This is a genomic window from Psychrobacter piscatorii (assembly GCF_043641605.1).
Lineage (GTDB): Bacteria > Pseudomonadota > Gammaproteobacteria > Pseudomonadales > Moraxellaceae > Psychrobacter > Psychrobacter piscatorii_C.
In genome coordinates, this window is sequence record NZ_JBHZRK010000010.1 from 84692 (window position 1) to 96853 (window position 12162).

Annotated in this window: 12 protein-coding genes and 2 tRNA genes; 2 read left to right on the forward strand and 12 right to left on the reverse strand. The window is 44.1% G+C overall.

Annotation, left to right across the window (positions count from 1 at the left end; all coding sequences use genetic code 11):
* Nucleotides 1–135 precede the first annotated feature (135 nt).
* The 4 genes from ACHUET_RS10375 to ACHUET_RS10390 all read right to left on the reverse strand — a co-directional run bounded on the left by ACHUET_RS10375 (nt 136) and on the right by ACHUET_RS10390 (nt 5825).
* Nucleotides 136–858 carry a 16S rRNA (uracil(1498)-N(3))-methyltransferase gene (locus ACHUET_RS10375; protein WP_394212607.1) on the reverse strand — a complete coding sequence of 241 codons (723 nt, stop codon included), beginning with the start codon at nt 856–858 and terminating at the stop codon, nt 136–138.
* Nucleotides 855–2456, reverse strand: coding sequence for a 3-deoxy-D-manno-octulosonic acid transferase (locus ACHUET_RS10380; protein WP_394212609.1), 1602 nt, complete (start codon nt 2454–2456; stop codon nt 855–857). Before ACHUET_RS10380 ends, ACHUET_RS10375 begins: the two co-directional genes overlap by 4 nt.
* 119 nt (nt 2457–2575) lie before the next feature.
* Nucleotides 2576–4075 (reverse strand): tetratricopeptide repeat protein, encoded by a 1500-nt coding sequence (locus ACHUET_RS10385; protein WP_394212611.1) that lies wholly within the window; start codon nt 4073–4075, stop codon nt 2576–2578.
* 109 nt (nt 4076–4184) lie between these two features.
* Nucleotides 4185–5825 carry a cardiolipin synthase gene (locus ACHUET_RS10390; RefSeq protein WP_394212613.1) on the reverse strand — a complete coding sequence of 547 codons (1641 nt, stop codon included), beginning with the start codon at nt 5823–5825 and terminating at the stop codon, nt 4185–4187.
* A 279-nt stretch (nt 5826–6104) separates the two neighbouring features.
* Between ACHUET_RS10390 and ACHUET_RS10395 the strand changes: the two genes are divergently transcribed.
* Together ACHUET_RS10395 and ACHUET_RS10400 are read left to right on the forward strand one after the other, a co-directional pair.
* Nucleotides 6105–6180: transfer RNA gene (locus ACHUET_RS10395), tRNA-Val, on the forward strand.
* Nucleotides 6181–6217: 37 nt separating this feature from the next.
* A tRNA-Asp gene (locus ACHUET_RS10400) sits at nt 6218–6294 on the forward strand.
* Nucleotides 6295–6478: 184 nt separating this feature from the next.
* On the opposite strand, the gene modB is transcribed toward ACHUET_RS10400, so the two are convergent.
* The 8 genes from modB to moaA form a co-directional block, all read right to left on the reverse strand.
* The gene (gene modB, locus ACHUET_RS10405; protein WP_394212615.1) at nt 6479–7180 is read right to left on the reverse strand and encodes a molybdate ABC transporter permease subunit; all 702 of its coding nucleotides are present in this window, start codon (nt 7178–7180) and stop codon (nt 6479–6481) included.
* 46 nt (nt 7181–7226) lie between these two features.
* Nucleotides 7227–8090, reverse strand: coding sequence for a molybdate ABC transporter substrate-binding protein (modA, locus tag ACHUET_RS10410; RefSeq protein ID WP_394212617.1), 864 nt, complete (start codon nt 8088–8090; stop codon nt 7227–7229).
* Nucleotides 8083–8574, reverse strand: coding sequence for a molybdenum cofactor biosynthesis protein MoaE (locus ACHUET_RS10415; RefSeq protein ID WP_394212619.1), 492 nt, complete (start codon nt 8572–8574; stop codon nt 8083–8085). The genes modA and ACHUET_RS10415 overlap by 8 nt, the downstream gene beginning before the upstream one ends.
* A gap of 53 nt (nt 8575–8627) precedes the next feature.
* Nucleotides 8628–8909, reverse strand: coding sequence for a MoaD/ThiS family protein (locus ACHUET_RS10420; protein WP_394212621.1), 282 nt, complete (start codon nt 8907–8909; stop codon nt 8628–8630).
* A gap of 75 nt (nt 8910–8984) precedes the next feature.
* Complete coding sequence (gene moaC, locus ACHUET_RS10425) at nt 8985–9491, reverse strand: cyclic pyranopterin monophosphate synthase MoaC (RefSeq protein WP_394212623.1); 507 nt, start codon at nt 9489–9491, stop codon at nt 8985–8987.
* 39 nt (nt 9492–9530) lie between these two features.
* Complete coding sequence (mobA, locus tag ACHUET_RS10430; protein ID WP_394212625.1) at nt 9531–10205, reverse strand: molybdenum cofactor guanylyltransferase; 675 nt, start codon at nt 10203–10205, stop codon at nt 9531–9533.
* Nucleotides 10206–10305: 100 nt separating this feature from the next.
* A complete protein-coding gene (gene moaB, locus ACHUET_RS10435) occupies nt 10306–10836 on the reverse strand; it encodes a molybdenum cofactor biosynthesis protein B (protein WP_212563746.1) in 531 nt (176 codons plus the stop codon).
* 111 nt (nt 10837–10947) lie between these two features.
* Entirely contained in the window at nt 10948–11955 is a 1008-nt protein-coding gene (moaA, locus tag ACHUET_RS10440) for a GTP 3',8-cyclase MoaA (protein ID WP_463556585.1), read from the reverse strand.
* Nucleotides 11956–12162: the final 207 nt, after the last annotated feature.

Below are 12162 nucleotides of genomic sequence, written 5' to 3' on the forward strand. Positions count from 1 at the left end.
TAATTATCAATACATTTATCTAACCCAAGATGCTGATATTGTTTCACTTATATGCGAGTGTTATATAGCGTTTTCAGAGGTTGCATTTTGCCAGATATTTAGGCAGATAACTATCACACGCATGAACGAGCTAATCTAGAGCAACCACTGCCCTAACATAGCATTGACCGCCGCTTCTGTACGCAAGATACGCGGCCCTATATGTACTGGCGTACACCCGTGTGCGGTGAGTAGCGCTATCTCATAATCAATCCAACCGCCCTCAGCACCGATACAGACCAAACTGGGTAATGCCAATGCTGTATCTAATTGTCGAAATTCAGAAAATGACTGCTCAGCATAAGGGTGTGCGACGATCGCTCGATTGGTCACCAAACTTGCAAGTATATCTTCGACAAATGGCTTAAAACGTTTTTGTAGCGTAATACGAGGTGCAATGGTATCAATCCCTTGTTGTAGCCCTTCTAATACAAACTCATCAAGACGCTCAAGCATCGGACTTTGCCAATAGCTTTTTTGCGTGCGATAGCTGTTGACAAGAATGATATCGCGTACGCCAAGCGCCGTCATATCCATAATCAAACGCCGCAATACTTTTGGCCGTGGCAATGCTAAAACAACCGTCAAATCTAGTTTGGCAGGCGGGGTAATAGTGAGCTGAACGTCACATAACTGAATATTATCAGAAGCCATTTCCTCAATAACAGCCGTACCAAGATTGCCACCAAGTTGCCCAATTTTGAGTGTGTCACCGACTTTTGCGCCCAGTATGTTATTGACATGATCGACTTGTGCTAGGGCATTAATCTTTGCCGTATTTGCAGAGAAATTTTCAACGGGCAGTAATATACAATTCATAATATCTCTTGCCCTAAATTTTGAGGAAAATACTGCTCAATAACGTCCTTAATCATAGCCAGTTGACGAGTCAACACCGCTTGCTGTTGTACGGTTATTGTCTCGCCCGCCTGTCCTGCTTGCGTCGCTAATGGTAAATCATTTAACCAAGCCTCTAGCTGCTGATAAATAAGTGCGATGTCATCAGTGCCATCAGTACCGTGCTGATGATTTACTATACTTTTAGCGCGCTCATTTGAACCATTTATCGTCATTGGACGATAAAACTCATTATTTGGCTGATATAAAGCGCCCACCTCGGCTAGCTTATCGACCACACTTTGACACGATTGGGTGTAACGACCCATAATGACAGGTGTTGCCACGCTTGCAGGTTCAACTGGATTATGTCCGCCTATATCTACAAGAGACCCTCCAACCAATGCGACATTTGCCAGTGTATACCAAGTCATCATCTCGCCCATGCTGTCCGCCAGATAGACTTGCGTGACTGCATTGAGGCCCTCATCAAGACTGCGCCGTGCCATTGTTAGACCAGTCTTTTCGATCAATGCTGCAACTTCATCAAAACGTTCAGGATGCCTAGGCACGATGATAAGCAACGCATTGGCTAGTGATGACTGCGATAAGATCTGCTGATGTAATGATAGCACCGTCTCTTCTTCGCCATTGTGAGTGCTTGCTGCTACCCAAACTGGTCGGTCTGCTATCGCAAACGCTTTTGCCAGCTCATTTTTTTTGGCGAGCGCATTTTTTTTAGATGGTATCTGCACATTTGCGTCTTTTGTATCACCAGCCTGCTCACTAGAATCAATCGCCTTATCATCGATTTTAGGTGTATTGATTACCCACTTTAGCGACCCTGCCACGCGGATCTGTGCGCTATCCGCCCCTAATTGACGGAAGCGTTTGGCAGAATCGCTGTCTTGCGCAATGATGAGCGCAAGATTTTTCATCATGCTGGTGCTCACCGCACCGATTTTTTGATAACTTTTAAAAGAAGAGGCCGAGAGACGACCATTGACTACAATACTTGGTATCTGATGCTGAGCGAGCTTGGTCAAGATATTCGCCCATAGTTCAGTTTCGACAAATAGCGCGGCGATAGGCTGTACATGCGTCAAAAATGTCTCAATCACGGCAGGAGTATCGACAGGGACATAACTGTGGCTCATGCGGTTTTGAGCGATTTCATCTGCAAACCGACTGGCTCCGCGAGCGAGCCCTGTTTGCGTAGTATTGGTCAACCATATCTGATAGCCACTAGCCAGTAATGCGTCTAATAAAGGCGCAACCGTATTGGTTTCACCCAACGATACCGCATGACACCAAATCACACCTTTATTACCATGACCAGTAGTCGCTGGACGCAGTGGATACTGCTTGCCAAAACGCTGAGCAACTTCTTGCTGATAATTGTCGCGTTTGTGAGAGCGCCGCCATACTTGCAGGCGATATAATGGTTTTAGCACACCGATCAGAAACTGATAATAAAATGGTGTCTGGTACACCGCCCTGTCAGTCAGTGGCTTATTGTCTAGTAGCATGGTATCAGTAGAGTTGGACGAGGCGTCAGATGGAGTATGAGATGATGGCATGGAGTAGCCCAGATTAGTAATGAATCAAACAGCAGGAAGGTAAATGTAAAAACGCGCCAATTCTACCTGAAATCAGCGCGTAACAATAAACTTTTAAAAGTTTACTGAGTAAATAGCGATTAGACGATAATCAGTATCAACACCGCAACCACGATCACTGCACCAAACAGTAACTGATAGCGCTTGATGCTGTGTTGCTCTTGTTTTTGTGTCGTGATCAGCGCTTGCGCTTGCTCCCATTGAGACACAAGATTTGCCGCCTCTATATGTCCGTTGTCTGCCGCTTGCTCTAGCCAGTATTTACCACTATCAATATCTTGCGGCACGCCTACCCCTTGATAGTACAGCTTGCTAAGTAAACGCTGGGCACGGCTGTCGTTTTTGCTAGCGGATTGCTTCACCCATTCTACACCAGATTTTTTAGCTTCCTCATCATCTGCCGTGAGTCCTTCGCCAAGCAACTCATACATCGCTAAGCGTAGCATGGCGGCCGTATCACCCGCTTCTGCAGCCGCCTGTAATGCTAGCAATGCTTTATTTTTTGCTGCTATATGGCTGTCTGAAAAGACAACTTGGTTACGCGGTTTGTCCTGTTTGGCAATGTGCCGCTCAAACTGATCGAGGACTTTGCAAGCTTGCTGATATTCAGTCACGCCTGCTATTTGCGGCACCTCAATCTCATCTAGCTCTATGAGCAGTTGGGTAAACATTTCTGGTGTCGGTGGGGTTTTTACAGATGACTTAGGCTTAATGACTGGCGACTCTGACTTTGTCAATTCAGGTTTTACTTGAAGCTCTGGTTGGCGCGGCGCGGTACTCACTAATGGCTCAGATATAGTAGTTGCAGCAGAAGGGCGCTCGATATTGGATGATATTACATTAACATCATCGAATTCATTATTTACTGGTACGTCCTCTGACGCCTCATAGTGATTAGCAGGTTGACTTGTACTGATAGTCGTACTCGAATCTGTCATTGAGTGAATACTTTGGGTCGTGTTATGCGTTGCGACCTCGGTCGCTTGATTACTAGGAATCTTTAAAGAATTCGCTTGATCCGATAAATCTGGTAATCTTGCGCTGACTGCTTGGTATAGGCCACTCGCCGCTTGTCCACCTTGTACCGCTTCAAACTGCCGATCAATACTGCCAAATAGACGCAGCCCTATGGGCTCTAATGCAAAAAATAAAGGCAGCGCATCAGTAGTCGCATTATTATCACCATAGCCAACCGCCATGTGCTGATAAAAGTCATCGGTAATTAATGACAGCTCAGGATAACGCTTACGTAGCTCAAACTGACCATACCATCGGGGCTTATGTTGCCACTGCCTTGACAATACGCGGCCCGCATAAAATCCTAAAAATACCATAAAGTTGCGATAGTGCTCATCGACCAGTAGCGTCGCCTCATTCCATATACCGCCTTTTATCATGTCACGGCGTACCTGAGACAATAGCGTGTCGATACGCTGCAAGCTCTCAAGCGACTCATCTAGCGCACAATTATGCAGTTGTGTCTCATATGCGATACCACCTGCAACAGGACGCCCAGCTAAGAAATCTTGCCAGTAGCCTTCTGCAATATAGTCAAGTGGTGTTAAGGGCGAGGCAGACATAGACAGGCGTGTCCTTTTTTAGATAAGTTGATTGTAGAGGCAATGATAATGGTTAAAAATATGAGCATAAAAAACACGGACAGTTTACCTTAACCTAAAATTCAGCGCGCTACAATAAAGGACTAAACAAGCGTACAACATTATCAAATAAGCGTTTTGATCCATGGCGCTGCTGCCACTCTTCATTGTCCAAAATACGGCAACTTTGTAAATATATTTCTTGACAGTCAGCCACTTGAGCGACCATCTCTGGCGTGTAAATCGCCAAGCTGACTTCCATGTTTAAATAAAAACTGCGCATATCAATATTGACCGTACCAAACAGGCAGTAGTCATCATCGATAACCACGGTTTTTGCATGTAGCAACCCCCCTCGAAATAGCGCAATGGTCACGCCAGCATCCATCAGCTCTTGATAATAAGCTTGTGAAGCATGCTGTACAAGGAATGAATCGACTTTTTCAGGAACAATAATCGTCACTTCAACGCCGCGTTTTGCCGCTATCGTCAGCGCACCCGATAGCGACTCATCCGGTACAAAGTAAGGTGTGGTAATACGTATGCGCTTATTGGCACGGTGAATCACAGTCACTAACGTATTGTAAATTACATGCGCTGTCAGCTGCGGTGCTGACGGTATGAGCTGTGCCATCACCTTGTCTACGACAGGCATCTTTGGTATCACAATTGAAGTGCTACCGATATCTAGCTGCTCATGATAATCAATCGTATCTCCCAACACCTTTACTCGACTATTCAGATCGTTGATAGTTGGGTCCATCACATACAATTTACGGGTGTAATTATTAACTCGCTGATGTAGCTCAGCGAGATTGTCGTTATTTTCAGCACCAATATCAGTAACAATAACTTTGGCCATGGCGGTATTGATACTAATAGAGTGCTGGCTGGTGGTTCTGATCGCCACATCAATCCACTGTCCGACATTTTTATTTTGTTTAAAAAACCTCGGATCGACCAAATTAAAGCTACCGATATAGCCAATATATTCGTCAATTACCACCATCTTACGGTGATTACGCAAATCCGAGCGTTTAAATAAGGTCTTAAGCAGTCCCACTGGCAGCGACTGATGAACAAACACACCGGCTTTTTCTAATTTACGATGGGCACTACTGTTAATAAAACTAAAGCTGCCTACGCTATCAGCCAATATATGACACTCAACGCCGCGCTGAGCGGCTACCGACAACGCCTCTATCACATCGAGTACTTTTCCTCTAGGATATACAATATAAAACTCCATAAAGACAATGCGCTGCGCTGCATGGATATCCTCAATCAAACGCTGAAAAATTGATGCAGGATTTGTTAACAACTGCATTTGATGATCGGGAAATACCCCTAGCCCTGTCCAGCGCGTTCCTATTTGGCTCACACCGCGGTATTCGATGGGTAGCAGATCTTGTCCTTTATCAAACACCAGATGCTCGCGCCGTGCCATGTCATTCATCATGATGCTTGCTTGATCCACGCGCTCACGGTAGCGTCGTCCAATCATCGGCTCGCCCAGTAGTATGTACGCAATCAGACCGAACACGGGCACGGTATAAAGCACTGCAATCCAAGCAATGGATACACCAATATTACGCTGCACTGATACAACGCGTAACGTCATAACAATCATCAGCATAATATGAAATATCAGACCTAGACCTGCGTACTCTCCCCACGTCCAGTTGGTAAAGATCTGCCCAATCGTAAAAATATCTATGCTGGCCTCCCTCAATCATGCTCAAAAAACAAAGTATCCGTAGTATAGTAGCTTTTCGCTGTTAAACAACTGCTAACAATCATAACCCGCCTCTAAAAAACACAAGTAAGCGTCTACCATACATTACTGTTTTTAATACCATTAAAAATTTATTTCTGATTATTTTATAAAATAGTTAAAATAACGTTTGACAGCCAAGTGTAAATCTATATAATACACACCCACAGCAGCAGAGCTTAGTGACAAACGTAGGGCTCAGTTGATGTTGAATAAATTGCATCGCAATTGTTCGAAGGGTGATTAGCTCAGTTGGTAGAGCGTCTGCCTTACACGCAGAATGTCGGCGGTTCGAATCCGTCATCACCCACCACTTCTTAGCAAGTGGCTAAACAAGCTAAGAGACCTAAGCAGCGGTAGTTCAGTTGGTTAGAATACCGGCCTGTCACGCCGGGGGTCGCGGGTTCGAGTCCCGTCCGCTGCGCCATATTTAAAACGAATTTAAACTGTTAAGTTTAAGCAAGTTTCGCCTCAAGCATTAGATTGTTTGGGGTTTTTTTGTGTCTGCGTTTTTTGTCTATGTTCCTTCTAATATAACTACCTCTCGATAAGCATCTATTTTGTATTAGCAATATTTATAATCATCCAGCAGACGTGCAGGTATTTTAGTATTATGGACGCTGACTCATGCGACTCACACTGGCAATCAACGCCACCATCACCACACCCATGATAATCAAAATGCCAGACATCATATGCGCCGCCTCATAGTTGAGCGCTTCTACTTGCTCATATATCGCAATCGACACTACTTTGGTCTCCCCTGAGATACTGCCCCCTATCATTAACACCACACCAAACTCACCAATAGTATGGGCAAAACTTATCAAACCACCTAAAATAATACCCACGCGCGCTTGCGGTAAGGCTACCTTGACGAAGCGGCGCAGACGACTGGGCTCTAACAGATGCGCGACTTCAGTGACACTTTGAGGAATACGCAAAAACTGAGCATACACTGGCTGTATATAAAAAGGCAGTGAGTAAATAATAGAGCCAATCACTAAACCTTCAAAAGTAAAAATCAGCGGACTAATATTATGATCAATAAGCCATTTACCGATACCCATACTTGGACTTAGCAGTAATAATAAATAAAAACCTATAACCGTAGGTGGTAGTACTAGAGGCATGGCAATAATGCCCATGAGCAGAATTTTGAAACGCCCAACTACCTTCTTTCGACTTGGTTTGGCAAGCCAATAAGCCATAGGGGTTGCAAACAACAGTAAGCACAAGGTCGTGACAGAAGCGAGCTTAATGCTCACCCAAAATGGACTGAGCATATCTGACATAAGAGACTGATCGATCATATAATGTCACGGCTCGTTTTATAGGTAGAGTGTCTAGGCTAACGGATTATTGAATGGGCAGGTAGCCTGCTTGCGCGAAGTACTGTTGTCCTGCATCCGAGCGCAAGTATTTGGTAAATGCTGCTGCTGGGACTGTATTATTGACAACGATACCATCCTGTAAGATAGCTGGATAAGACGCTTTTGGTAAAGTAATGAACTGCTCAGGTTTGGCTTTTATCGCTACAAGCTGAGACTGCGCCACAAAACCATAGTCCACGCTGCCTGTATGGGCGTATTGAAATGCTTGGCCAATATTCTCTGCCTGTATCAGGCTTTTTTGTGCATGTAATTTGTCATACATCTTTTGTGATTGCAGATAGGCTTTTGCAGATGCCCCATAAGGGGCAAGTTCAGGATTGGCAATAGAAACCTTACTATCACCTGTGAAACTAGCACTTGTAAACGCGTCAAGAAGCGATGCTGGCGTAAAATCATTTAAAGGTTCTGTGACACTATAGAGTGCCAATTGACCTCTGGTATAGGTAAATGGCGAGGCAGATTTATTATTCTTATCGGTATTGTCAGAGATACTTTCATCAGCAAGCTTTGCAGGGAACTCTTGATTGGCAGACAAAAATATATCATAAGGCGCCCCTGCCTTGATTTGAGCATACAGTTTGCCAGATGACGCGTAAGTGACTTCGATATCTAAGTTGTCTTGATTCGATATATTACTATCCGTTTGATAGCTATCAATGATATTAGGTAGGACATCAGATAAGTTGGCTGCCGCAGCGATACGTAGTGTCTGGTGCTGCGCACTTGTCGCAGTCGCCGATTCTGCATTCGTATTTTTATCTGCTGTACAAGCACTTAATGCCAATAGCAAACACGCAGAGGTACTAATAGCAGCTAGTGACCTACCCATTATTGCTGAGCCATTTAGATGAATCGTCTTCGTAATATTCTTGCTTCCACACAGGAATATCCGCTTTGATGGTATCTAATATCCAGCGGCAGGCATCAAATGCAGGATAACGATGCGCTGACACTACCCCAACCCATACAGCAACATCACCAATTTCTAGCGCACCAATTCGATGAATGGCAATAGCATGAGTAATCTCAAAGCGCTTTTTGGCCTCTTCTATAATGGCGCGGCCTTGATTGATTGCCAAATCTTCATAACCGTAATACGTAAGGCGATCAACGCTCGTGGCATTATTATGATTGCGCACTCGACCTTCAAAGCAAACAAACGCACCGCAGCTATCATCGTCTAATGTACTTTTGAGCTTATTTTCGTCAATAGCGATATCGAGTAACGCAAAACCATCGCGCTCAGCGATAAGGTACGCTTCATCGATACTACGTTTGATGGTCATTGAATGGTTATGGACGTTATCTGTCATTTTTTTCTCTATTTACACTAATTGTGGCGCTATAGCCGCTTATAAATATATACCTAACCACCAGCGACTGGGGTGATAAAAACCACGCTATCACCGTCATTGATTTGGTCTGTCCATTTAGCGAAATAATCGTTCACTGCCACCCGTAGCTCTGCTTGCGAACGGCTAAAGCGATGCTTTTGACTAAGCTGTTCGTACAGTTCAGTCAATGACATATCTTGGGGTAATTTGACAGTTTCTTGCTGACAGTTAGCCTCGTCAGCCAAACTGGCAAAATACATGACGTTAATATCCATCGTTGATTCGATATCGGTTGTTACATCGATAGTACTCATAAACCTCTCCTTTCTTTGCAAGCGTCCTTGCTTGATATTCGGTATTTCTCTAACTATGAACTCATTGTTTTCATACTAAGCATGAGTATATTCTGACTTACCACCTGTCTTTTTAACCAGATGAATATCATCTATAACGATGTCATGCGATAGTGCTTTAGTCATATCATAGATAGTCAAGCAGGCAACACTCACGGCGGTTAGCGCTTCCATCTCAACCCCCGTTTTGTGCGTGACTTTGACCACAGCACTGACGGTAATACTGTTGAGCGCATCATTATACACAAAGGTAAGGCCAATCTTATCTAGCGGCAGCGGATGACAAAGCGGTATCAGATCATGCGTGCGTTTGGCAGCCATAATACCAGCAATATGTGCCGTTTGCGTAATGCTGCCTTTTTTGGTCATCCCATCAGCTGCTTTAATTTGCGCATAAATCTCGTTCGGAAAACAAACCTGTCCCGTTGCATTTGCCTCTCGCGTCGTTGCTGTCTTACCACTGACATCAACCATGGTAATATCGCCATCACTATCTAAGTGTGATAAAGCAGATTGATGATTTGTCTGAAAGCTGTTACTCATTGATATAGCCTTTTCTTAGTAATCTCTTTATTAGTATTTTTATTGTTTTAGTAGAGCGGCACACGCCTGCTTAAAATCTTTAGGCGTATTAAAATTGGTCAAATGCTGCCAGTCCTGAGTAAATGGTACAGCCTTCACCATCGGCTGAATAAATGGTATGACTCGACGCTGACCACTATCAATATAGGCTTTCAAATCAGGTTCAATGTCTAAATGATAAAGTCCTAATAGTGGATATAAATGACTGTCATCTTTTAAGCAAATGACTCTCTTATCAGTAGGTAGAATAATCGAGTGTTGCAGTTTTTGCCACAAATCGGTTGCTGGTATTAAGCTGTCACAACTCATCACCAACAACCACGATGCGTTCTGATTGTTTGACAGCTCTGAATCATTCAAACCACTCAATGTTTGCAATGCTGATTCGATAGCAACTAACGCACCACCTGTACGAATATGCTCATTATTATCCGCGTCAAAGTCAGAACCATAATCAGCAATAGGCATAACGGGCGAATTAGGTTTGCTCAAGGTCGCATCTGAATCAACATAAAAGCCTCGCCCATTATCTGCAATCAAAATGGGCACTTGCAACTCGCTCGCATGACGGACATGGTAATCGAGTAAACGCTCACCTGAGGGCAAAGTAAGCGTCGCTTTGGGAGTACCCATACGTTTGGATGCCCCGCCAGCTAAAATAACTATACCTGCCAAGTTGTCCAACCTATTTGATCGCTCTATCACTATGCGATTACCTATCTGTTTTGATTAATATCAGTCATGGCTTAATCATTTATCATTAATTATTTATCAATCAGTCATGACTGGGATTTTGCGCCAAAAAATGCGGTACGAAATTACACGGACGAGTACGGCTATCAAACTGCTCTTTCAGGATATTTTCCCACCCTGTACGGCACGCGCCAGACGAACCTGGTAGACAAAATATGCCCGTACCATTTGCCATACCAGCCACTGCCCGCGACTGCACCGTAGACATACCAATCTCATCTTTTGAAATCAAACGGAACATCTCACCAAAACCATCAATCGACTTATCGAATAATACACTCACCGCCTCTGGCATACTGTCTCTAATAAAGAAGCCTGTGCCACCAGTCGTGATAACCGCGTGCACATCTGGACTGGCAATCCAGCCACTAATCACGGCGCGAATTTGGTAAATATCATCAGTAATCAGCTGACGGTCTGCCAAATGATGCCCTGCTTCGGTCAAACTATCTGCTAAATACTGACCTGATGTGTCTTCTGCCAGCGTACGACTATCAGAAACAGTCAATACCGCAATATTAAGAGGGGTAAATGGTGCAGCAGGCTTACTCATAAAAGATCCTTTATAGATATAATTTTATAATTGTATTAAAAAAAGCTTATGTCAGAAAAGCTATAGCAAAAACAGCATCGGTTAGCATCATGATTAAGGACTGAGAATGCCTTAACCACCGATTATCGAAAGATTGTGCATGATGCCACTGTTCGAGTCATGCAGATGATGATGCTCAGGCTTAATCGGCATAAAGCTATGTAAAGTGTTTACTAGCCCTTGGATATCGTCCTGCTGTAAGTATGGACGAATATCATAATTGCCCTGATCAAATAAGCACAGATGCACCTTGCCCTGACTGCTAACCCGCAGACGATTACAAGTATCACAGAAGTGCGCGGCATAAGGGGCAATCATACCAATACGACCGACATAATCAGGATGACTGTACTCGACTGCTGGACCATCGGCACTACCACGCTCATGTGGCTGCCAACCATGCTCTAACAAATAATCCGTGATGATATCAGACTGGGCATGCTGGGCAAAAAACAAGTCGCTATTGTCACTGGTCTGCATAAACTCAATAAAGCGATACGTCACTTGCCTATCTTTGACGTAGTCGATCGCGGTGATCAGGTTTTCAAAGGCAGTCTCTGCCATCAAGACACTGTTTATTTTGAGTTTGATATCGGTCGTTTCTAGCAAGGTATCCATATCCGCCAGTATCTGCGGCAAGGTATCGAAACCTGTCATTTTGTGAAAAGTGGCTGCATCAAAACTGTCCATACTGATATTGAGCTGATCAAGTCCAGCCGCTTGCCAGCTCGCTAAGTGTTTGCCTAACTTATAAGCATTACTGGTCATTGCCACTGTTTCAATACCATCAATCTGTTTAATGGTTTCGATGATTTCGACAACATCACGGCGAATGGATGGCTCACCGCCCGTAATTCTCACTTTTTTGGTACCTACTTGGGCAAAGCCGCGCACCAATGTCGCAATTTCAGAAACGCTCAACTCATCATCAGGACGTTTGCCTTGATAACCATTTGGCAAACAGTACTCGCAGCGAAAATTACAAAAATCAGTAATAGAGAGGCGCAGATACGTCAGACGCCGCGCAAACCCGTCAGTTAAAGGCTGATGGATTTGGGTCGCCTGATCAATCGGCATCATTAGAGCAGACGGTATATAGCTGTCAGACAGCACAGGTGCTGACGCAGGAGAATACAGTTGCGGTCTGTCTATTTTGATATTGTCTTCATTCATATATTACTGCCATCAGTATTGCTTGCCATAAGCGTTACTTTATTATTCGTGTTTAGCATCCCATTACTAGATTGCTGTTTAATTTCGTTCCATCGTTTTATAGCAGATTGGCAA